The 21825-nt window shown below is 65.9% G+C and carries 16 protein-coding genes; 7 read left to right on the top strand and 9 right to left on the bottom strand.

Features of this window, described 5'->3' with window-relative positions:
- Positions 1 to 78: 78 nt before the first annotated feature.
- The 3 genes from IVB31_RS17845 to IVB31_RS17835 all read right to left on the bottom strand — a co-directional run bounded on the left by IVB31_RS17845 (position 79) and on the right by IVB31_RS17835 (position 3587).
- The gene (locus IVB31_RS17845; protein WP_247324592.1) at positions 79 to 1287 is read right to left on the bottom strand and encodes an acetyl-CoA C-acetyltransferase; all 1209 of its coding nucleotides are present in this window, start codon (positions 1285 to 1287) and stop codon (positions 79 to 81) included.
- A 69-nt stretch (positions 1288 to 1356) separates the two neighbouring features.
- Complete coding sequence (locus IVB31_RS17840; protein WP_247324590.1) at positions 1357 to 3147, bottom strand: acyl-CoA dehydrogenase C-terminal domain-containing protein; 1791 nt, start codon at positions 3145 to 3147, stop codon at positions 1357 to 1359.
- 56 nt (positions 3148 to 3203) lie between these two features.
- Entirely contained in the window at positions 3204 to 3587 is a 384-nt protein-coding gene (locus tag IVB31_RS17835; protein ID WP_247324587.1) for a nuclear transport factor 2 family protein, read from the bottom strand.
- Between the two features lie 203 nt (positions 3588 to 3790).
- Between IVB31_RS17835 and IVB31_RS17830 the strand changes: the two genes are divergently transcribed.
- From IVB31_RS17830 to IVB31_RS17815, 4 genes are all read left to right on the top strand, one after another.
- Positions 3791 to 4393, top strand: a complete 603-nt coding sequence (locus IVB31_RS17830; protein ID WP_247324586.1) for a PadR family transcriptional regulator — start codon at positions 3791 to 3793, stop codon at positions 4391 to 4393.
- Between the two features lie 344 nt (positions 4394 to 4737).
- Entirely contained in the window at positions 4738 to 8256 is a 3519-nt protein-coding gene (locus tag IVB31_RS17825; RefSeq protein WP_247324584.1) for a tetratricopeptide repeat protein, read from the top strand.
- Between the two features lie 293 nt (positions 8257 to 8549).
- The gene (locus IVB31_RS17820; protein WP_247324582.1) at positions 8550 to 9467 is read left to right on the top strand and encodes a sulfite exporter TauE/SafE family protein; all 918 of its coding nucleotides are present in this window, start codon (positions 8550 to 8552) and stop codon (positions 9465 to 9467) included.
- Positions 9464 to 10234 carry a TIGR02186 family protein gene (locus IVB31_RS17815; RefSeq protein ID WP_247324581.1) on the top strand — a complete coding sequence of 257 codons (771 nt, stop codon included), beginning with the start codon at positions 9464 to 9466 and terminating at the stop codon, positions 10232 to 10234. Before IVB31_RS17820 ends, IVB31_RS17815 begins: the two co-directional genes overlap by 4 nt.
- Before the next feature lie 210 nt (positions 10235 to 10444).
- Here the strand turns inward: IVB31_RS17815 and IVB31_RS17810 are convergent, their stop codons facing one another.
- On the bottom strand, positions 10445 to 11218 hold the full coding sequence (locus IVB31_RS17810) for an MBL fold metallo-hydrolase (protein ID WP_247324578.1): 774 nt from the start codon (positions 11216 to 11218) through the stop codon (positions 10445 to 10447).
- A gap of 12 nt (positions 11219 to 11230) precedes the next feature.
- Positions 11231 to 12139, bottom strand: a complete 909-nt coding sequence (locus IVB31_RS17805) for a DMT family transporter (protein WP_247324577.1) — start codon at positions 12137 to 12139, stop codon at positions 11231 to 11233.
- A 98-nt stretch (positions 12140 to 12237) separates the two neighbouring features.
- Here IVB31_RS17805 and IVB31_RS17800 point away from each other — a divergent pair, with 98 nt between their 5' ends.
- Complete coding sequence (locus tag IVB31_RS17800; RefSeq protein ID WP_247324819.1) at positions 12238 to 13101, top strand: LysR family transcriptional regulator; 864 nt, start codon at positions 12238 to 12240, stop codon at positions 13099 to 13101.
- Here the strand turns inward: IVB31_RS17800 and pdeM are convergent.
- From pdeM to IVB31_RS17780, 4 genes are all read right to left on the bottom strand, one after another.
- Entirely contained in the window at positions 13098 to 13769 is a 672-nt protein-coding gene (gene pdeM, locus IVB31_RS17795) for a ligase-associated DNA damage response endonuclease PdeM (RefSeq protein ID WP_247324576.1), read from the bottom strand. The two genes, IVB31_RS17800 and pdeM, sit on opposite strands and share 4 nt — an antisense overlap.
- A gap of 53 nt (positions 13770 to 13822) precedes the next feature.
- On the bottom strand, positions 13823 to 16387 hold the full coding sequence (locus tag IVB31_RS17790) for a ligase-associated DNA damage response DEXH box helicase (protein WP_247324575.1): 2565 nt from the start codon (positions 16385 to 16387) through the stop codon (positions 13823 to 13825).
- Between the two features lie 204 nt (positions 16388 to 16591).
- Positions 16592 to 17821 (bottom strand): ABC transporter substrate-binding protein, encoded by a 1230-nt coding sequence (locus tag IVB31_RS17785; protein ID WP_247324574.1) that lies wholly within the window; start codon positions 17819 to 17821, stop codon positions 16592 to 16594.
- A 114-nt stretch (positions 17822 to 17935) separates the two neighbouring features.
- Entirely contained in the window at positions 17936 to 18862 is a 927-nt protein-coding gene (locus IVB31_RS17780) for a methyltransferase domain-containing protein (protein WP_247324572.1), read from the bottom strand.
- 65 nt (positions 18863 to 18927) lie between these two features.
- Between IVB31_RS17780 and IVB31_RS17775 the strand changes: the two genes are divergently transcribed.
- Together IVB31_RS17775 and IVB31_RS17770 are read left to right on the top strand one after the other, a co-directional pair.
- Positions 18928 to 19965 (top strand): ligase-associated DNA damage response exonuclease, encoded by a 1038-nt coding sequence (locus tag IVB31_RS17775; RefSeq protein ID WP_247324570.1) that lies wholly within the window; start codon positions 18928 to 18930, stop codon positions 19963 to 19965.
- Positions 19962 to 21623 (top strand): ATP-dependent DNA ligase, encoded by a 1662-nt coding sequence (locus IVB31_RS17770; RefSeq protein WP_247324569.1) that lies wholly within the window; start codon positions 19962 to 19964, stop codon positions 21621 to 21623. The genes IVB31_RS17775 and IVB31_RS17770 overlap by 4 nt, the downstream gene beginning before the upstream one ends.
- Positions 21624 to 21825 lie beyond the last annotated feature (202 nt).

The raw sequence follows: 21825 nt of genomic DNA, 5'->3' as shown, positions 1-21825 counted from the left end.
CGTCATCCGCCTCTTTACTTTCCAAGCGGACAGAGAAGTGGTGGGTTTCGCTGCGCGAACCCACCCTACGGCAGCTCGTTAGACGCGCTCGATGATGGTCGCGGTGCCCATGCCGCCGCCGATGCAGAGCGTCACCAGCGCGGTCGACTTGTTGGTGCGCTCGAGTTCGTCGAGCACGGTGCCCAAAATCATCGCCCCGGTGGCGCCGAGCGGATGGCCGAGCGCGATAGCGCCGCCATTGACGTTGATCTTGGCGTTGTCGATGTCGAAGGCCTGGATGTAGCGCAGCACGACGGAGGCGAAGGCCTCGTTGAGCTCGAACAGGTCGATGTCCGACTTCTTCATGCCGGAGCGCGCGAACAGTTTTTCGGTGACGTCGACCGGGCCGGTCAGCATCATCGCGGGCTCGGAGCCGATATTGGCGAAGGCGCGGATTTTTGCACGCGGCTTCAGGCCGTACTTCGCGCCCGCTTCCTTGTTGCCGAGCAGCACGGCGCCCGCGCCATCGACGATGCCGGACGAATTGCCGGCGTGGTGCACGTAATTGACGCGCTCGATCTCGGGGTGCGACTGCACCGCGACACCGTCGAAGCCGCCCATCTGCGCCATCATCGTGAACGACGGCTGCAGCTGCGCCAGCGACTGCATCGTCGTCGTGGGACGCATATGCTCGTCCTTGGCGAGGATGGTGAGGCCGTTGATGTCCTTCACCGGCACCACGGACTTGTTGAAGCGGCCTTCGTCCCAGGACTTCGCCGCGCGCTGCTGGCTCTGCACCGCATAAGCATCGACGTCGTCGCGGGAGAAGCCGTATTTGGTCGCGATCAGGTCGGCCGAGACGCCCTGCGGCATGAAATAGGCCGGCACCGCCATCGACGGATCCATCGGCCAGGCGCCGCCGGAGGCACCGATGCCGACGCGGCTCATCGATTCCGCACCACCGCCGATCACGAGCTCATGCTGGCCGCTCATCACCTGCGCGGCGGCAAAATTCACGGCATCCAGGCCGGAAGCGCAGAAACGGCTGATCTGCACGCCGGGCACGGCTTCGCCGAGGCCGGCCTTGAGCGCGGCAAAGCGCGCGATGTCGGAGCCGGCTTCGCCGACCGGATCGACCACGCCGAGAATGACGTCATCGACGCAATCTTCCGGGAGGTTGTTGCGGTCCTTCAGCGCCTTCAGCGGCACTGTGGCGAGTGCGAGCGCGGTGACTTCGTGGAGCGCGCCGTCGGCCTTGCCGCGGCCGCGCGGGGTTCGGACGTGGTCATAGATATAGGCATCTGCCATGGGAGCCTCCTGATTGCGGTTATTGGTGACGACCGTTGCGCGGCCGCGATCATTCGTGGGCGAAAATCCTCAGAACGCTTCCGCCGGCAATTCCATGATGGTGGCGCAGCCGGTCTGGATGCGCGCCAAATTGGCCGCGGTCTCCGGCAGCATCCGCTCCATGAAGAAGCGGCCGGTGACGAGCTTGGTCGAGAGATAGGGCGTCGCCCCGCTCTCGGCAATCTTGCCTAACGTCACCTTCGCCATCTTCGCCCACATGTAGCCGAGCGCGACGAAACCGAAAAGATTGAGGTAATCGGCCGCGGCGGCACCGGCATTGTCCGGCTTCGCCATCGCGTTCTGCATCAGCCACGTCGTGGCCTGCTGGAGATGGCCGAGCGAAGCCGACAGCGGGGTGATGAACGGCTTCATCGCCTCGTCGCCGCCGTTCTCCTTGGCAAAGGCCATGACCTCGCCGAAGAACGCCATGATGGCGCGGCCGCCGTCGCGCGGCAGCTTGCGGCCGACGAGATCGAGCGCCTGGATGCCGTTGGCGCCTTCATAGATCATCGCGATCCGCGCATCGCGCACGAACTGCTCCATGCCCTGCTCGGCGATGTAGCCATGGCCGCCATACATCTGCTGCGCCTGCACCGCGTTGGCAAAGCCGTAATCGGTGAGGAAGCCTTTCAGCACGGGGGTCATCAGGCCCATGTGATCGTCGGCGGCCTGGCGGTCCTTGGGATCCTCGGAGCGATGGGCGACGTCGCTCTTCAGCGCGGTCCACATCACGAAGGCACGCGCGGCCTCGTTGAAGGAGCGGATCGACAGCAGCGTCCGGCGCACGTCGGGGTGCACGATGATCGGGTCGGCCGCCTTGTCCGGCGCCTTGGGGCCGGTGAGCGAGCGGCCCTGGATGCGATCCCGCGCATAGGCGACCGCGTTCTGATAGGCGACCTCGGACTGCGCGAGACCCTGCACGGCGACGCCGAGGCGGGCCTCGTTCATCATCACGAACATGCCCTGCATGCCCTTGTTCTCTTCGCCGATCAGCCAGCCCACGGCGTTGTCGTAGTTCATCACGCAGGTGGAATTGCCGTGGATGCCCATCTTGTGCTCGATCGAGCCGCAGACCACGCCATTGCGCTGCCCGACCGAACCGTCGCCATTGACGAGGAATTTCGGCACCACGAACAGCGACACGCCCTTGATGCCGGCGGGCGCGCCCTCGATGCGGGCCAGCACGAGGTGGATGATGTTGGGGGCAAGGTCATGCTCGCCGGCCGAGATGAAGATTTTGGTGCCCGTGATCTTGAAGCTGCCGTCGGCCTGCCGCACCGCCTTGGTGCGGAGCATGCCGAGATCGGTGCCGCAATGCGGCTCGGTCAGGTTCATGGTGCCGGTCCACTCGCCCGCCACCATCTTCGGCACGTAGGTCTGCTTCTGCTCCGGCGTGCCGTGGACGATCAGCGCCGCGGTCGCGCCCATGGTGAGGCCGCCATACATCGAGAATGCCATGTTGGCGGAGATCTGGAATTCGTTGACCGCCTGGCTCAGCGTCACCGGCAGGCCCTGGCCGCCGAACTCGGTCGGGGCCGACAGGCCGAGCCAGCCGCCTTCCGCGACCTGCTTGAACGCCTCCTTGAAGCCCTTCGGCGTGGTGACGCTGCCGTCATCGGCGCGCTTGCATCCCTCGAGATCGCCGACGCGATTGAGCGGCTGCAGCACCTCTTCGGCAAGCTTGGCAGCTTCGCCGAGGATGGCTTCGCGCACGTCGCTCGACGCATCGGAGAAGCCGGCCAGATTGTCGTAGCGGTCGATCTGGAAGACGTCGTTGAGCAGGAAGTTCACGTCTTCGACGGGGGCTTTATAGATCGGCATGGGATTCTCCCGGCAAGAGCCTTGAAAGTCATTGGGCTCTGGAGTGGTGGAATTCTTTATGATGGGGCGGCAAGCTGCTCCGCCATCAGGCGATGCAGCATGTTGACGGCCTTGAGCGGCCGCACCATCACCTTGAAATGGGTGATGCGTCCCTCGCTGTCGAAGGTGATGATGTCGACGCCGTTGATCTCGATGCCGTCGATCACATTCTTGAATTCGAGCACGGCGCCGCTCTCACTCTTCCACTCGCCGACATAAAGGAAGCCGGGACCGCCGAGGACCTTCTCGGCGCTGGACAAATATTTGAAGGTGATGTCGCGCCCGCGCTGCGGCGAATGCACAACGGGGCTTTCGAACACGGCGTCAGGGTGCAGCAGGTCCCAGAGCGCGGCGCGGTCGTGGGACTTCATGTAGCCGTACCAGGAATCGAGGCCGGTCATTTTCGGGTGCCTCCCTAAAAGGCCTGGACAAAAAAACGCGAAAACAACCCCATGCACAGTAGCGCGAAGTCTGATTCCACAGGGTTTTCCGGTCGGGTCTTTGGCCCGTTCCGGCGCCGCCCTCATATGCACATTGACGCATATGCGCCAATGCGCATAAAGTCAAGCCGGTTGGTCACGGTCGAAGAAGAAGGAGGCCAGTCATGGCACTGGGCGACGCAATCCTCGCATGCCTGACAGAGCGTCCGATGACGGGCTACGAGCTCGCCAAGACATTCGACTCCTCGATCGGCTTCTTCTGGAAGGCCGACCACCAGCAGATCTACCGCGAACTCTCCAAGCTGCGCGACCGCGGCTACATCCAGGGCCGCGAGGTCGTGCAATCGGGAAAACCCAATAAACTGATCTATACGCTGACTCCCGAGGGCCGAACAGCGCTGCGGCACTGGGCCGCGCGGCCAAGCACGCCGCCCTCGATCAAGGACGACCTCCTGGTCCGCCTGCATGCGCTCGACAGCATCGACATCGAGCCCATGCGCACCGATTTGATGGCCCGGCTGGAGCACCATCGCGACCGGCACGAGAACTACGAACGGATCCTCAAGAAGCGTTTTCCGGAGGGGACGGCGTCCGGCGTGCTCGACCTCGGTAATCTGCTGCTGCTGCAGCTCGGCGCCCGGCACGAGCAGATGGTCGCCGATTTCTGCGAAGAGGCCCTCGAGGCGCTGTCGGCGATGAACGCCAAGGACCAGGGAATGGGCACGGTGGTGCCGCTGGAGGATGGCAAGCGCGAGGGCAAGGGGTGAGGACAACGGCGGTGCTCGGCACCTCTCCCGCTTGCGGGAGAGGTCGCGCCGGAGGCGCGGGTGAGGGCTTTTTCCTCTTAGGGTTCTCGCTAGCGGAAGCACCCTCTCCCGACCCTCCCCTGCAGCGGGGGGAGCGCACCGACCATGCGGCGAAGCCCCCGCGGTTCCCGCCGCCCAACTTTAAGACACCGTCAACGGGTTCCTTAACCCGTTATTTACCGTAACAGACAAAAGTCGGTTTTCGAGGCAGACGACCCGCGCCAAATTCGATTGTCTTACAACCGGCACGCGTGGGGAGACTGGAGGCGCCGGGTGGGGCGCCGGAGTCGGAACCGGACAGAGTCATGAATTCGCGCGTATCGTGGAGTGTGGACGGTATCGATCCATCCGTCAGGGAGCGGGCCGAAGCTGCTGCGCGTCGCGCCGGCATGTCACTCAACGATTGGCTGAACTCCACGCTCGGCGAGACTGCCCCGCCAAATTATCGCGGACCTTACGATCAGCGCCAGGATCAGCGTAGCGATCAACGTCATGATCCGCGCGCGCAGCAGATGCCGAGTCAAGCACCGAGCCAGGAGAGCCGCGAAGTCGCCGACATCCATCAGCGGCTCGACGCGATCACCCAGCAGATCGAACGGATTTCGAAGCCCGCGCCGCGCCAGGACGGTTCACGACAGGACGCTTCGCGACCGGACGTCTCGCGCGAGCACGGCGTTGCGCGCCAGCTCAACGACGCAATCTCGCGGCTGGATGCGCGCCTGTCGCAAATCTCGAAGCCGCAGCAGCCGCAACAGCCTCAGGCTCCGCGGCAGGCACCGACACCCGTTGAAACACGCCAGCGCCAGGCCGATGCTGTCGAGCGCGCGGCAGCGCAGGTCTATCGCAACTCACCGCCCTTGAGCCCTGCTTCGTTCGACGTTGCCGTCGCCGAGATCACGGCGCGGCAGAGCGAGCTCGACGGCTTTACGCCCAGGCAGATGCCGCCGCGCGCCGCGCCGCCGATCGCGCCTGCGGCAATGCCTTACGCGCCCCCCATGACACCAATGGTGGCGCCCTCCGCGCCCGCCTACGCTCCGCCGCCGCCGCAAGCGGGCCCTGATTTCTCCGCGCTCGAGCGCCATCTGCTCAAGATCACCAGCCAGATCGAAGCGCTGCAGCGCCCTGATAATACCGAGCAAGCGATCAACGGCTTCCGCTCCGAGCTCGCCGAGATCCGCAACGCCATCACCGAGGCGATGCCGCGCCGCGCGATCGAATCGATCGAGAACGAGATCCGCTCGCTGCACCGTCGCATCGACGAGACCCGCTCCAACGGCACCGACGGCCAGGTCCTGTCCGGCATCGAGCACGCGCTGTCCGACATCAAGCAGGTGCTGCGCACGCTGACGCCGGCCGAGCAGCTCACCGGCTATGACGAGGCGATCCGCAATCTCGGCGCCAAGCTCGATCTGATCCTGCGCGCCAATGACGATCCCTCGACGGTCCGCCAGCTCGAAGGCGCGATCGCCGCGTTGCGCGGCATCGTCTCCAACGTCGCCTCCAACGAAGCGCTGGCACGGCTGTCGGATGACGTGCAGCTGCTGTCATCCAAGGTCGACCAGGTCACCCGTGCCTCCGGCAATGGCGACAGTTTCGCGGTGCTGGAGCAGCGCATCGCAGCGCTCACCGCCGCTCTGGAAACGCGCGAGCGCCCTCAGCCTTCCGAGAGCAGCGAGCATCTGGAAAGCGCTATCCGCGCGCTGTCCGACCGTTTCGACCGCATGCAGGTCGGCAACGACTCGGCTTCGACCTTTGCGCATCTTGAACAGCGGGTCTCGTATCTGCTGGAGCGGATCGAGGCCGCCTCCGATCCGCGCAACGGCAATTTGAGCCGTGTCGAGGACGGGCTGCACGACATCCTGCGGCACCTCGAACGGCAACAGGCGACCTATTCCGCGCTGGCCGAGAGCCGCAACTCCGCACCGCCTGCCGATTCCGGAATGGTCGATCTCGTCAAGCGCGAGCTCTCCGACATCCGCTTCAGCCATGCCGAGACCAACCGCAGCACCCAGGATTCGCTCGACGCCGTCCACAGCGCGCTCGGGCATGTCGTCGACCGTCTCTCGATGATCGAAGGCGATCTGCGCGCGGTGCGCAGCACGCCGCCGGCTCCTGCGGCACAGCCGATGTCGATGCCGATGGCCGCGCCCATGGAGCCCGCGCCGATGGCGCGTGAGCCGCGGCCGCAGCCACAGCAGCAACACCAGCAGCCGAAATACGATCCGAAGCCGGAGCTTCCCAACCCGGCCGCTGCACAACACGCGCAGTCCGCATTCGTCGCTGCGCCGCGCGAATTCCACGCCGCAGCCCCCGCCGCGCCGCCGCCGATGCCGATGCCGATGGCTGCGCAAGGCACAGCCCCCTTGCCGCCGCGCGCGATCAGCGAAATCCTGGAGCCGCATGCGGCGCCGGCACGCGCCGCGATCGCGCCCGAACTGCCGCCGGATCATCCGCTCGAGCCGGGCACTCGGCCGGGCGCTCGCGTCGCCACGCCCTCGGAGCGCATTGCCGCCTCCGAGAGCGCCATCAGCGAAATCCCCGCCGCGCCGAAGGAGCCGGTGTCGTCGTCGAGCTTCATCGCCGCCGCACGCCGCGCTGCGCAGGCTGCCGCGGCGCAACCGCCGGAAAAGCCGGCCCGCGGCGCCAAGGCCGCAATCGCCCGTGCCAAGGACAAGGGCCAGAGTCAGGGTCAGGAAGGCGCCTCGACCATCACCTCGAAGATCCGCTCGCTGCTGGTCGGTGCGAGCGTGGTCGTGATCGTGCTCGGCACCTTCAAGATGGCGATGAACCTGCTCGATGGCGGCAGCCCGCCACCGTCGCCGCAGGCGATGGAGAATTCCTCGCCCGCGCCCGCACCGCAGGCCCCGCCGCCGGTCGAGACCAAGCCGTCCGCGCCCGAGCAGATCACGCCGTCGATGACCTCGCCGACGCCGATCGGCAAGCAATCGCAGAACAATGCCACGCCCGCCCTGCCCGCAAACTCCGGCAGCTCGGCTTCGGTTGAAATCCCGCCGGCTCCCGCCGCGCCGCCACCTGCTTCCAGCGACGTCACCGGCGCCCTGTCGGGCACCGGTCGCGCCAGGCTCGGCATGATCCAGGTGCCGCCCAGCGAGAAGCTGCCCGACGGCATCGGCGGCCCCGGCCTGCGCACCGCCGCGATGAAGGGCGACGCGACGGCCGCCTACGAGATCGGCGTGCGCTTTGCCGAGGGCAAGGGCGTGGCCGCGAATTACGACGAAGCCGCCAAATGGTATGACCGCGCGGCGCAGGCCGGCGTGGTGCCCGCGACCTTCCGCCTCGGCACCCTCTACGAAAAGGGTCTTGGCGTGAAGAAGGACGCCGACATCGCCCGCCGCTACTACACGCAGGCAGCCGAGCGCGGCAACGCCAAGGCGATGCACAATCTCGCGGTGCTCGATGCCGACGGCGGCGGACGTGGCGCCAACTACAAGAGCGCGGCACAGTGGTTCCGGAAAGCCGCCGATCGCGGCGTCGCCGACAGCCAGTTCAACCTCGGCATCCTCTATGCCCGCGGCATCGGCGTGGAGCAGAACCTTGCGGAGTCCTACAAATGGTTCACCCTCGCGGCCGCCCAGGGCGACGCGGACGCGGCCGGCAAGCGCGATGATGTCGCCAAGCGCCTCGACCCGCAATCGCTCGCCGCCGCCAAGCTCGCGATCCAGACCTTCAGTGCCGAGCCGCAGCCTGACGACGCCGTCAATGTCGTGACGCCGGCCGGCGGCTGGGACAGCGCGCCGCAGGCGAGCGCAAAGCCGGCGCCGAAGGCGGTTGCAACCAAGAAGTCGGCGTCGGCGGTGCACTGAGCGGTCGCTCAGCCTCCCCTGACGACAAATCTCTCCAAGTCGTCCTGGCGAGAGCCAGGACCCGTTACCACAAGCAGCCGTTGTTGAAGGACGCGGCGGCCACAGCTTGCCACGACAACAACCAGTCGGGATAATGGGTCCTGGCTTTCGCCAGGACGACGTTGGAGAGCTACGGCGCCTCGATCACTCTCTCCGCGATCATTCACCACGCGCAAAATTCCTGATCCCTCCCCGCGATGAATTCCGCTATTGAGGGACGCGGCACTCGATCCGTCTCGCCATTGCGTGGTTCAATGCAGCTCTACCTCCCGATCGCCGATCTTCCGGTCAATATCTTCCTGGTGTTGGCGATGGGTGCCGCGGTCGGCTTCGTCTCCGGCATGTTCGGGATCGGCGGCGGCTTCCTGATGACGCCGCTTTTGATCTTCATCGGCATCACGCCGGCGGTGGCGGTCGCTTCCGTCGCGAGCCACATCGCCGCCTCCTCGTTTTCCGGCGCCCTCACTTATTGGCGGCGGCGCGCGATCGATCCGGCGCTGGCGAGCGTGTTGTTATGCGGCGGCGTCACCGGGACGGCGCTCGGCGTGTGGACCTTCACGCAGCTGCGCGCGCTCGGCCAGCTCGATCTGATGATCGCGCTGTCCTATGTCGTGCTGCTCACCACCGTCGGCAGCCTGATGTTTTCGGAAGGCCTGCGCGCGCTGATGCGGACCCGGCGCGGCGCGGTGCCGCCACGACGCACCCATAACTGGATCCATGGCCTGCCGCTGAAGATGCGGTTCAAGCGCTCCAAGATCTACCTCTCGGTGATCCCGGTCGTGATCGTCGGCATCGTGATCGGCTTCATCGGCGCCATCATGGGCATCGGCGGCGGCTTCATCCTGGTGCCGATCATGATCTATGTGCTGCGGGTGCCGACCTCGACGGTGATCGGCACCTCGATGGTCCTGACGCTGGTCACGATGCTGTTTGCGACCTTGCTGCATGCGGTGACCAACCATTTGGTCGATGCCGTGCTGGCGCTGATCCTGATGGTCGGCGGCGTCACCGGCGCGCAATTCGGCGCACGCGCCGGCCAGAAGATCCGCGGCGAGCAGTTGCGGCTGCTGCTCGGCCTCTTGATCCTCTCGGTCGGCGTCCGCTTCGCGGTCGAGCTGGTGATCGAACCTGCGGATCTCTTCACCATCCGCGAAGTGGGGGTGAGCGGATGATGCGCGCTGTGCTCGCAGTCCTGCTCGTTCTGCTGCTCGGCTCCGCCGCACGCGCCGAGCGGCTGATCGTGTCGGTCTCCAACCATCGGGTCACGGTGACGCCGAACTATTCCGGCGAGGAGCTGGTGCTGTTCGGCTCGGTCGAGAAGGACGCCACCACGCCCGCGGACCGCAAGACCTACGATCTCGTGGTCACCGTGATAGGCCCGCGCGCCGACATGGTGACGCGGCGCAGGGAGCGCACCTTCGGGATCTGGATCAACACCGACTACCGCCAGTTCCTGGAGGTGCCGAGTTATCTCGCGCTGTTCGCCAACCGCCCGTTCGACGTCATCACCTCGCCCGAGATCGCGCGGCGGCAACAGATCGGGCTCAACAACGTGCTGCTGACCCAGCGCGTCAGCGGCGACTATGCCGACGTGGTGCCGAACGACGCGTTCCGCTCGGCCTTCATCCGCCTGCGCACCCAGCGCGGGCTCTATCGCGAGGATTCGAGCGCGGTGACGTTCCTGACACCGACGCTGTTCCGCACGGGCATTCCCCTGCCGGCGGAGGTGCCGATCGGCACCTATGAGGTCGAGATCAAGCTGTTTGCCGACGGCGCATTCATCGGCAAGACCGAGACCGCGTTCGAGATCGTCAAGGTCGGCTTCGAGCAATTCGTGGCCACCACCGCGCGGCAGAACGGGCTGATCTACGGCCTCGTCACCGCCGCGATGGCTCTGATGACGGGATGGATGGCGTCGATTGTGTTCAGGAAGGATTGAGGGGCAGACTCCGTCATTGCGAGCGCAGGCGCCCAACGAATTCTCCGCCGTCGTCCTGGCGAAAGCCAGGACCCATAACCACAGGCAGTCGTGGTTACGAGGATTCGGAGTTACCACTAAGCGTCAAACTGCTCCCTGGGGTAATGGGTCCTGGCTTTCGCAAGGACGACGCTAGAAAACCACGACGCTGGGAAACTACGACAGTTGAGGCTACGGCGCCTGCAGCACCGTCGGCACACCCGGCTCCAGCAACCGCAGCCGCGTCCCGAAGCCGAGCGCATCAAACGTCTTGCGCAGATCCTCGCTGTTCTGGCGGAAATGCGCCCAGCCCTCCGTATGAACAGGCACGATCATCGCATCGGGGAAGGCGCGCGCGGTCTCGATGGTGTCGTTGGTGTCCATGGTGAGATGGAACGGCCCGCGCGTCTGTGCGGCGCCGGCAAAGGGCAGCACCACGCCGCATTTGAAGCGGCGCGCGACCTCGGCGACGCCGTCGAACCAGGTGGTGTCGCCGCTGATATAGACCGAGGTTGTGTCCTTGCGGCTCGACGACACCACGAAGCCGATGACGTCGCCGGACAGCGGCTCGATGCCGGCCGGGCCGTGGCGCGCCGGGGTCGCGGTGATCGTCAGCGAATTGCCGTCGCGATCTTTCAGATGCGCCGTGCTCCAGGGCGCGAGGCCTTCGACATGGCCACCGAGCCGCTTGGCGCCGGCCTGCGTCGTCAGCACGCGATTTGCGTGCTTGAGAAAATCGCGGCCGGAATTGTCGAGATTGTCCGAATGCTGATCGTGGCTGAGCAGGACCGCATCGATCGGGCCGATCGCATCGGCCTCGAGCGCAGGGCCGATCGTCTTCTCCAGCTTCACATGCGGCAATTGGTAGGCACCGGGCGCATCGAAGGTTGGATCGGTGAGCAAGCGAAAGCCGTCGATCTCGATCAGCGCGGTCGGGCCGCCAATCAGGGTGATGGAAATGGGCATGATGAACTCCTCTTACGCGACCGGCTTTGCGGGACGCGTTACCAGGTAAATGCCGAGTGCGACTGGAATGATTCCGAGCAGGTCGCGCGCCTCGACATGCTCGCCAAGCACGATATAGGCGAACAGCATGCCGAGCGGCGGCATCAGGAAATGATAGGCGCTCGCAGCGGTGGCGCCACACACTTTCAGGAGATGAAACCAGAGCCAGTAGCCGAGGATCGAGCCGCCGAGCACCAGGAATGCGAAAGCCCCGATCAGGCCCGGCGTGACATCGATCGCATGGATATCGGCGAAGGTGAGCGCGACGGGCGTCAGCACGATGCCGGCGGCGAGATTCTGGACGCCGTTGCCGATCCACAGGCTGCCCTTCGGCGCGAGCAGCTTGAACAGGATGGTGCCGGCAACGAGGGAGGCCAGCGAGGCCAGCGTGAAGATGATGCCGTGGAATGAATCCGTGCCGACCGCCAGGCGGTGCCAGACGATCGCCGTCACGCCGATGATGCCGAGCAGGAGACCGCTCGCCTTGCGCCAGGTCATGGCTTCGCCAAGCAGCAGCGTCGCGAGCGCCGCCGTGAACACCGGATTGGCCGACACGATCAGGCCGCCGAGGCCGGCGGAGACCGATTGCAGGCCGGTGTAGCCGAGCCCGAGATAGAGCGCGTTGTTGGCAATCCCAAGCGCCGCGAAGATCGCGGCATCGCGCCACGACAAGGACCAGTCACCACGAACCATCGTGGCACTGATGATCAAAATGCCGGCGAGCGAGAACCGGGCGGCGAGCAGGATCAGCGGCGGGCAATGGGTGACGCCGATCTTGCCGGCGACGAAGGCGTAGCTCCAGAGCAGGCAGAACACGCCGATGACGAGCGGCAGCGTGTTGAAACGGCTGCGGGGAGCCGACATCGAGGGGGCAAGCGACATGTGGGCATTCTCCTGAGCCCTCGATCTAGGGACGCAGCTTGCCATTTGGAAATTAAATGATTAACTGCCTGTCAGTGGATTTTCGAATGGAGTCATCGATGCTCGATCTCGAGCTTCTGCGCAGCTTCGTCTCGGTGGTCGATTCCGGCGGCTTCACCCGCGCCGGCGAGCGGGTCCACCGCACGCAATCGACGGTCAGCCAGCAGATCAAGCGGCTGGAGGAGGATGTCGGCCAGGTGCTGCTGCATCGCGACGGCAAGGACGTGCGCCCGACCGAGGCCGGCGAGCGGCTATTGTCCTACGCACGGCGGCTGCTGTCGCTCGCGGAGGAGGCGCGCGACGTGCTGCGCGAGCCCGACAGCGAAGGCGCGATCCGGCTCGGCATCCCCGAGGATTTTGCGGCGTACCGGCTGGCAAAACTGCTCGGCGCATTCTCGCGCTCGCATCCGGGCCTGCGGCTCGACGTGCGGGCCGACCAGAGCAAGCATCTCGCCCGCGATCTCGAACGCGGCGAGCTCGATCTTGCGCTGTTCAAGCGCGGGGCGGGCGAGAAGGGCGCGATCGCAGTGTGGCCGGAGCAGGTGCACTGGGTCACCAGCAAGAGCCATCCGATCCATGCCGATGTCGCCTCCGTGCCGCTGATCGGTTTTCCACTCGGCTGCCTCTACCGCGCCGGCGCCATCCACGCGCTGGAAAGCGCGGGCCGCCTTTGGCACATGTCCTATACGTCATCGAGCCTCGCCGGCATCCAGGCCGCGGTCGCCGCCGGCATGGGCTTGAGCATTTTGTCGGAGATGTCGATCCAATCCGACCACCGCGTACTGACCGCGAAGGACGGCTTTGCGCCGATCAACCGGACCGAGGTGGCGCTGATGGCCGCGCCGGGCGCGAGTCCCGCGACATTGCGGCTGGCGGATCGGCTGGCGGAGTTTTGCGACGATGTACAGGCGAAGGCGGCTTAAGAGCACCGCGACGCGGCGATGGCGTGGACGCGGCGGTCGCCGAGCAGATGCGCGACAAAACCGTTCTTCGGAAAGATCTTTGCAAACGCCACGTCGCGGATGCTGAGACCGCCGGCATAGGCGCCGAAGGCGGGCATCACGGCGCGCATCCCGTCGGCGGCGAAGCAGCGGCGCTCCATCGAGCGGCCACGGGTGGAGACGCGCGCCTTGGGATGCAGATGGCCGGCAATCTCGCCGCACGCACCGGTCGGCTCATGGCGGAAGGTGATCGGACCGATCGCGACTTCGTCGGCGACGGCGCCGCCGAGATCGCGCGGCAGAGCCGGATCGTGATTGCCTGAGATCCAGATCCAGTCGCGGCCGGTCTGGAGTGCGCCGACGGACTCGCGGTCCTCCGCCGATAGCCGTCCATGCGCGGTGCGATCATGAAAACTGTCGCCGAGTGCGATGACGACAGACGGATTATGGCGGGAGATGACAGCAGCGAGACGGCCGAGTGTCGCAATCGTATCGTAAGGCGGCAGCAGCACGCCGCGCATGGCGTAGCTGGAACCCTTTTCCAGATGCAGATCGGACACGACCAGCAGGCGCTGCTCCTCCCAGAACAGGGCGCCGGAGAGATCAGCGGCGAACGTCACGCCGCTGATGCTGACATTCGAAACGCGCATGTCCTCGACATCTCCTGAAACCAGCGCGCCTGCCGTCACGTCAAAACCTGCTCTTATCCCATCGCCTCTTTGACCAGCTCCTCGGCGGCTTCCGCCAACAGCTCGTCGCCCGCTTCGCCATAAACTGACTCGCGGCCGATTTCCAGCATCACGGGAACGGCGAGCGGAGAGACGCGGTCGAGTTCCCGGTGGGTGATGCGGCCCTGGATACGGGTGAGCATGTCGCTGAGACGACGCAGATCGAGCAGGCCGGTGGCGGCGTCGGCGCGGGCAGCGCGCAACAGCACGTGGTCGGCCTGGTGTTTTCGCAACACGTCGTAGACGAGATCGGTCGAGAACAGCACCTGGCGGCGGCTTTTCTCCTCGCCGGTGTGGCGGCGGGCGATCAGGCCGGAGATGATCGCGCAACTGCGGAAGGTGCGCTTCATCAGCGCGGATTCGGCGAGCCAGGCTTCGAGATCGTCGCCGAGCATGTCCGGATCGAACAGCGCGTCGAGGTCGATCCTGCCGTCCCGGATCATGAAGGACATGTCGCCGAGCGCCCAGACCGCGATCGCATATTCGTTGGCGACGAAACCGAGCGGCCGGGCGCGGGCACGCTCCAGCCGGCGCGTCAGCAGCATGCCGAGCGTCTGGTGCGCAAGGCGGCCTTCGAAGGGATAGCAGACGATGTAATGCTTGTTGGCGCGGGGAAAACTCTCGACCAGCAGCTCGCGCACCGCCGGCACGCGCGAGACGTCCTTTTGCAGCGACAGCCAGTCGCGCACCTGCTCCGGCAAGGCGCCCCACGCGCGCCCGTCATCGAGCAGGCGGCGAACCCGTTCGGCGAGATAGGTCGAGAGCGGAAACTTGCCGCCCATATAGGACGGCACTTTCGGGTCCTTGTCGTTGGCGCGCGAGACATAGACCTGGTCCTCGACCAGGGTTTCGTAGCGCACCACCTCGCCTGAGAACACGAAGGTATCGCCGGGGCTGAGGCCCTCGATGAAGGCCTCTTCGATCTCGCCGAGCAAACGGCCACCGCGCGCGATCACGCCAGTGGAGCCCGACCCGCCACCGCGCGAGCGCACCAGCCGCACCTTGAGCATGTCGTCCTCGACGATGGTGCCGACATTCATCCGGTAGCTCTGCCGCACCTTCGGGTTGGCGACGCGCCAGCGGCCCTGCTTGTCCTGCTTGATGCGGGCGAAGCGCTCATAGGTCTTCAGCGCATAGCCGCCGGAGGCGACGAAATCGACGACGTCGTCGAAATCCTGTCGCGCCAGATCGGCGTAGGGGGCGGCGGTGCGGACCTCGTCGTAAAGCTCGTCGGAGAAAAACGGCTCGCCACAGGCGCAGCCGAGCACGTGCTGGGCCAGCACATCGAGCGCGCCGGTGCGGAGCGGCGGCGTGTCCTGCGCATTCTCCGCGATCGCATCGATGGCGACGCGGCATTCCAGCACCTCGAACCGGTTCGCCGGCACCAGCACCGCGCGCGAGGCCTCATCGAGGCGGTGATTGGCGCGGCCGATCCGCTGCATCAGGCGCGAGGAGCCCTTGGGCGCACCGATATTGACGACGAGGTCGACGTCGCCCCAGTCGACGCCGAGGTCGAGCGAAGAGGTACAGACGACGCCGCGCAGCTTGCCGGCCGACATCGCGTCCTCGACCTTGCGGCGTTGCGCGACGTCGAGCGAGCCGTGATGCAACGCGATCGCGAGGTTGTCGTCGTTCATGCTCCAGAGATTCTGGAACAGCATCTCGGCCTGACTGCGGGTGTTGACGAAGACCAGCGTGGTCTTGTTCGCCTTGATCAGCTCGTAGATTTCAGGGAGCGCATGGCGCGCACTGTGGCCGGCCCAGGGCAGGCGTTCGCGCGTGTCCATCATCTCGACCAGCGGCGGCGCCGCGCCGCCGGCGATGACGATGTCGGCGGCAGCTTCCTTGCCGCCCGGCTGCGGCACCAGGAAGCGCGCCAGCGATTCCGGCTCGGCCACCGTCGCCGACAGTCCGATGGCGCGCATCTGCGGCGCCAGCCGCCACAGCCGCGCCAGCCCGAGCGACAGCAGATCGCCGCGCTTGGACGTCACCAGCGCATGCAGCTCGTCGAGCACGATGCGCTTGAGCGAAGAGAACAGGAACGGCGCGTCATCGGAAGAGAGCAGCAGCGCGAGCTGTTCGGGTGTCGTCAGCAAAATGTCAGGCGGATAGCGCCGCTGCCGCTGCCGCCGTGACGTCGGCGTATCGCCGGTGCGGGTCTCGATCTTGATCGGCAGCGCCATCTCGGCGACCGGCCGCTCGAGGTTGCGGGCGATGTCGACCGCGAGCGCTTTCAGCGGCGAGATGTAGAGGGTGTGCAGGCCGCCGGTGCGCTGTAGGGTGCGGCCTGTGGAGACGACGGACTTCGCCGAAGATGCCGGCGAAGAACTCAGCTCCACCAGCGTCGGCAAAAATCCCGCCAGCGTCTTGCCCGCGCCGGTGGGCGCGATCAGCAGCGCGGAACGATCCTCGCGCGCCTTCTCCAGCAGCGCCAATTGATGCGCGCGCGGCGACCAGCCGCGCGCCGCGAACCATTGCTGGAAAGGGTCGGGCAGCAGTGCTGGCATCTCGGCCGGGATTTTGCGGATGCGGGGCGGCACGGGATCACAGGTAAGCCGTGGCGGCGGGTTCGTCGAGGGGGTGGGCCGTTTACCTCGCCCGCTTGCGGGGAAAGGTCGGTCGCGGAGCGACCGGGCAAGGGGGAGCCTCCGCGAATCCAACCGACATTGGATTCGCGGAGAGAACCCCTCACCCCAACCCTCTGCCCGTAAGCACGGGCGAGGGAGAAGCAGCAGCGGAGAGCCCTACTCCGTCACAGGCTTGTCGGATACGACCCAGTCCTTGCCGTTGAAGGTCGAGATGAACAACGTCTTCATCGGGGTGTAGTCCTCGGGCGTGTAGTTGTAATTGACGCCGTCGAGGAAGAATGGCGAGTGGAAACCGTTGAGGTTCGCGGCCTGCTTGAGCACGTTTTCGCGCGTGAGCTCATCCCCGCAGCGGCGCAGGATCTCGCCCATGGTCACCGCCTGGCCGTAACCGGCGTAGGCGATGGTGTTGTCAGGATCGACGTTCGGCAAATAGGTCTTGCGCAGCGTGTCGAACGCAACCACCTCTTTATCGTTCTCCCAAGGGCCGGGGCCGGCATCCTTGGAATAACGGATCGCGACGATCCCGACGGCGTTCTCGAAGCCGGCGGCGCCGAGGATGGACTTGCCGGTCGAGCCGGCCGACAGCAGCTGGAGCGGCTTCCAGCCGAGTTCGGCGACTTTGCGGATCGACTGCGACGACGCCTTGCCGGTGCTGATGTTATAAAAGACGTCCGCGCCGGACTTCGAGAGATTGATGAGCTGGGAGTCGACGGTCGGATCGGTCAGATCGTAGGTCTGCTCCATGATCACCTGCGCGGCGCCGCCCGCATCCGCCAGCACCTTCTTGAAGGGACCGAGGAAGTCGCGGCCGAAATCGTCGTTCTGATAGAGAATGCCGACCTTGGCATTGGGCTTCACGCTGAGGACGTGCCGCGCCAGAATGCGCGCCTCGGTCGGATAGAGCGGCAGGCCCGCCATCGTCCATTTGAACTCTTTCGGATTGTTCCACTTGGAGGCGCCGGTGTTGAGCAGGAGCTGCGGCACGCCCTTGGAGTTGAGGTATTTGTGCACGGCGGTCTGCGGCGCGGTGCCGAGCGAGCCGTAGAGCGCGAGCACCTCTTCCTGCTCGACGAGACGTCGCGTCGCCTCGACGCATTTCGGCGCGCTGTAGGCGTCGTCCATCGTGAGGAACTTGACCTTGCGTCCGTTGATGCCGCCCTTCTCGTTCAGCATCTGGAAATAGGCTTCGCCGATGCGGCCGAGCACGCCATAGAGCGAGCCTGGGCCGGAATGTGGCACCGTCTGTCCGATCTTGATCTCGGTGTCGCTGGCACCGGCATCATATTTCTTGTCCGCGGCCCAGACGTAGGGCGCGGGCAAGGTGGATGCCGCGATGGTTGCGAGCGCGCCGGCGCTGAAATCGCGCCGCGATGGATTCCTGGTCATTGTTTGTTTCTCCCTAGCGAGGACATTGTGCTGGCATCGCCGCACGGGCCGCAAGTGGGAAGTCGCCGCTTTGCGACGCAATGACGCTCAAAGCCTCGCGTATAGCGCCTAGACTCAAGTTTTCTCGGCCACGCCGACGAGGCCGCTCACTGGCTCGTTGTTCTCGATACGTGGCGAGGCGGGCTCCAGTGTCAGCAGCTTGAGGCCCGCCTTGGCGATGGCTCCACGCACATATTCCGCAGCATGGGCATAGCGCAGGCCCTCGCCGAGAACGATGCCACTGCCGTCATGCGTCTCGAGCGTGAAGGCGAGCACGCCGCCGGGGGCGAGCACGCGCCTGGCTTCGCTGAGCACCGACGCGAGATCGGAGAGATAGACGAACGCGTCGGCAGCGACGACGAGGTTTGTACTCGCCTCGCCCCTGCCGCGCAGGCCTTCGATCATGTCGGCGACTTCGAGCTCGGCATAGAGGCCGGTGGCGCGCGCCTCCTTGATCATGCCGGGCGACAGGTCGATGCCGATGAAATGATCAACCTGTTTTGCGAAGGCAGCGGCCGCCAGCCCCGTACCGCAGCCGAGATCGATGGCGCGCTTGAACAAGGCGGATTTCTTCGCGGCGACGCGGGCGGCCACCACCGCCTTGAAGATCAGCGACGGCGCGCGATAGTCGAGATCGTTGATCAGCACGTGCTCGAAGCGCGGCGCGTATTGATCGAACAGGGCCTGCACGTAGGCCTTGGGCATCTCGGACAAGTGCGCGTCGCCGAGGCGTATCAGATGCAAATGGGCGCCATGCTGATCGCTCGCATCGGACTCCCGCGATTTGCGAAAGGCCGCGATGGCCTTGTCGCGCTCGCCGAGCTGGCTGCGGATTTCGCCGAGCGTGAACCATGCCGAGGTGAAATTCGGCGCAAGCTCGAGCGTCTGCTCCAGCAGGTCGGCGGCGGCCGGCAGATCGCCCTTGAGCTGGAGGTCGCGCGCGAACTCGAAGCGGCGGTCGGCCATGAGATCGCCGGAGGTCAGGAACAGGCGCAGGGGCATTTTGGAACCAGAAAGGGAAGCGGCGGGTGACTCGAAGACGCGGTGGCGCACCCTATATATCAAGCATGCGTCCGCAAGACATCCTGATGCCAGTCGCGAGCGGCCTGTGCTGCAAGCCCGGCGGCTTCCATATCGACCCTGTCCGCCCCGTGGAGCGTGCCGTGATCACCCACGGCCATTCCGACCACGCCCGCGCCGGCCACGGCGCGGTGCTGGCGACGCAGGAAACACTGGACATGATGCGGCTGCGCTATGGCGAGAATTTTGCCGGCTCGACGCAGGCGATCAGCTATGGCGAGGAGATCCGGCTCGGCGAGACCAGCGTGACGTTTCACCCCGCCGGCCATGTGCTGGGCTCTGCGCAGGTCGCGGTCACCTGCAAGGATATCTGTATCGTCGCCTCCGGCGACTACAAGGACGCGCCCGACCCGACCTGCACGCCATTCGAACTCGTGCCCTGCGACGTCTTCATCACCGAGGCGACGTTCGGGCTACCGGTGTTTCGCCACGGCGATGCCGCGGACGAGGTCAAGAAGCTGCTGGCGTCGGTGGCGCTGTTTCCCGAGCGGGCGCATCTCGTCGGCGCCTATTCGCTCGGCAAGGCACAGCGTGTGATCGCGCTGCTGCGGCAGGCGGGTTACGACGCGCCGATCTACCTGCATGGCGCGATGGAGAAGATCACGCACTATTATCAAAGCCGCGGGATCGAGCTCGGCGAACTGCGGCCGGTGAAGGGCGTGAAGAAGGCGGCTCTCGCCGGCACCATCACGCTGGCGCCGCCCTCGGCGACCTCCGATCTCTGGACGCGCCGCTTTCCCGATCCCGTCACCGCCTTCGCCTCGGGGTGGATGCGGGTGCGCGCCCGCGCGCGCCAACGCGGCATCGAGCTGCCGCTGGTGATTTCGGATCACGCCGATTGGGACGGTCTCACCGCCACGATCACCGCGACCGGCGCCGGCGAGATCTGGGTCACCCACGGCCAGGAAGACGCGCTGGTGCATTGGTGCCAAAGCAAAGGTTTGCGGGCGCAGCCGCTCGATCTCGTCGGCTATGGCGACGAGGAGGAGACCGAGGCGCCGCTCGCCGACGAGGCCGAGGCATGAACCGCTTCGCCGAACTGCTGGACCGCCTCGCCTACGAGCCCGGCCGCAACAACAAGCTGCGGCTGATCACCGGTTATTTCCGCGAGGTCGGCGATCCCGACCGCGGCTATGCGCTGGCCGCGCTCACCGGTGCGCTCAGCTTCAAGCACGCCAAGCCCGCACTAATCCGCGACCTGATCGCCTCACGCACTGATCCGGTGCTGTTCGGGCTCTCCTATGACTATGTCGGCGACCTCTCGGAGACGGTGGCGCTGATGTGGCCGAAAGCGGCGATGGCCGCCCACAACAATCCACCACCGCCGACCCTGACTGAAGTCGTCACCACCCTGCGCACGCTCGGCAAGACCGAGCTGCCGAAGCAACTCGAACGCTGGCTCGACGAACTCGATGAAACCGGCCGCTGGGCGCTGCTGAAGCTCGTTACCGGTGCTCTGCGCATCGGCATCTCCGCGCGCCTGGCAAAGACCGCGGCCGCGGCGCTCGGCGACAAGGACCCGCATGATGTCGAGCTGATGTGGCCCGGTCTCGCGCCACCCTATCTCGAGCTGTTCGCCTGGCTGGAGGGCCGCGGCGACAAGCCGGTCAACCGCGATCCCGCGCCGTTCCGCCCCGTCATGCTGGCGCATGCGATCGAGGACACCGATTTCGCACCACTCGATCCCGCCGATTACATCGCCGAATGGAAATGGGACGGCATCCGCGTGCAGGCCGTCGCCGGCCGTGACGAGCACGGCCACATCACGGCGCGACTCTATTCGCGCACCGGCGAGGACATCACGGGCAGCTTTCCGGACCTCGTTCCGTCGCTGCGTCTGCCGGGCGCAATCGACGGCGAGCTTCTGATCCTGCGCGAGGGACGGGTACAGAGCTTTAACGTTCTGCAACAGCGGCTCAACCGCAAGGTCGTGTCTCCGAAGCTGATCAAGGAATTTCCTATCCACCTTCGCGCCTATGATCTGCTCGGCGACGACGCGAACGATCTGCGCGAATTGCCGTTCGCAGAGCGTCGCGAGCGGCTGGAGACGTTCATCAAGCAGCTCGACGATCCCCGCATTGATCTCTCGCCCACCGTCCCCTTCGCAAGCTGGGAGGCACTGACCGCCGCACGCGCCGATCCCGCGAGCGCCGGTGCGGGCGACGACGCGGACGCCGTCGAGGGCGTGATGCTGAAGCGGCGCGATGCGCCCTACCTGCCGGGGCGGCCGAAAGGACAGTGGTGGAAGTGGAAGCGCGATCCGCACATCATCGATGCCGTGCTGATGTATGCGCAGCGCGGCCACGGCAAGCGCTCGTCCTTTTATTCCGACTATACGTTTGGCGTCTGGACCGCAGGCGCGGGCGGCGACGAGTTGGTGCCGGTCGGAAAAGCCTATTTCGGCTTCACTGACGAGGAGCTGCTCCAGATCGACCGCTTCGTGCGTCGCAACACCACGGAAAAATTTGGCCCCGTCCGCCACGTCGTGCACGAGGGCGACAAGGGGCTGGTACTGGAGGTTGCCTTCGAGGGCCTGCAGCGCTCGCCACGGCACAAATCGGGCGTCGCGATGCGCTTCCCCCGCATCAGCCGGCTGCGCTGGGACAAGCCGCCGCGCGAGGCCGACCGGCTGGAAACGCTGGAAAAGATGCTGAAGGCGGAGGCGGCCGAGATTGAGGCGTGAAGGTGATGAGGCTCGATTGCCGCCACGAAGGCGATGCGCCCCCTCGCCCGCTTGCGGGAGAGGGTTGGGGTGAGGGTGTCTCTGCATTGGGATTCCCCAAGAGGAGAGAGCCCTCACCCGCGCCTTCGGCGCGAGCTCTCCCGCAAGCGGGAGAGGTTAGGGAGCCCTCAGCCAACAGCGCACCCAAATCGAAGCTTTGGCG

The organism is Bradyrhizobium sp. 21 (assembly GCF_023073335.1).
In the GTDB taxonomy this organism is placed as follows: Bacteria; Pseudomonadota; Alphaproteobacteria; order Rhizobiales; family Xanthobacteraceae; genus Bradyrhizobium.
Note: the sequence above shows the minus strand (reverse complement) of the source record. Positions and strands in the feature narration are given on the sequence as shown.

Excerpts from the sequence above, each read along its gene's own strand:
- IVB31_RS17845 (WP_247324592.1), bottom strand. The coding sequence starts at position 1,287 with ATGGCAGATGCCTATATCTATGACCACGTCCGAACCCCGCGCGGCCGC.
- IVB31_RS17840 (WP_247324590.1), bottom strand. The coding sequence starts at position 3,147 with ATGCCGATCTATAAAGCCCCCGTCGAAGACGTGAACTTCCTGCTCAAC.
- IVB31_RS17835 (WP_247324587.1), bottom strand. The coding sequence starts at position 3,587 with ATGACCGGCCTCGATTCCTGGTACGGCTACATGAAGTCCCACGACCGC.
- IVB31_RS17830 (WP_247324586.1), top strand. The coding sequence starts at position 3,791 with ATGGCACTGGGCGACGCAATCCTCGCATGCCTGACAGAGCGTCCGATG.
- IVB31_RS17825 (WP_247324584.1), top strand. The coding sequence starts at position 4,738 with ATGAATTCGCGCGTATCGTGGAGTGTGGACGGTATCGATCCATCCGTC.
- IVB31_RS17820 (WP_247324582.1), top strand. The coding sequence starts at position 8,550 with ATGCAGCTCTACCTCCCGATCGCCGATCTTCCGGTCAATATCTTCCTG.
- IVB31_RS17815 (WP_247324581.1), top strand. The coding sequence starts at position 9,464 with ATGATGCGCGCTGTGCTCGCAGTCCTGCTCGTTCTGCTGCTCGGCTCC.
- IVB31_RS17810 (WP_247324578.1), bottom strand. The coding sequence starts at position 11,218 with ATGCCCATTTCCATCACCCTGATTGGCGGCCCGACCGCGCTGATCGAG.
- IVB31_RS17805 (WP_247324577.1), bottom strand. The coding sequence starts at position 12,139 with ATGTCGCTTGCCCCCTCGATGTCGGCTCCCCGCAGCCGTTTCAACACG.
- IVB31_RS17800 (WP_247324819.1), top strand. The coding sequence starts at position 12,238 with ATGCTCGATCTCGAGCTTCTGCGCAGCTTCGTCTCGGTGGTCGATTCC.
- pdeM (WP_247324576.1), bottom strand. The coding sequence starts at position 13,769 with ATGCGCGTTTCGAATGTCAGCATCAGCGGCGTGACGTTCGCCGCTGAT.
- IVB31_RS17785 (WP_247324574.1), bottom strand. The coding sequence starts at position 17,821 with ATGACCAGGAATCCATCGCGGCGCGATTTCAGCGCCGGCGCGCTCGCA.
- IVB31_RS17780 (WP_247324572.1), bottom strand. The coding sequence starts at position 18,862 with ATGCCCCTGCGCCTGTTCCTGACCTCCGGCGATCTCATGGCCGACCGC.
- IVB31_RS17775 (WP_247324570.1), top strand. The coding sequence starts at position 18,928 with ATGCGTCCGCAAGACATCCTGATGCCAGTCGCGAGCGGCCTGTGCTGC.
- IVB31_RS17770 (WP_247324569.1), top strand. The coding sequence starts at position 19,962 with ATGAACCGCTTCGCCGAACTGCTGGACCGCCTCGCCTACGAGCCCGGC.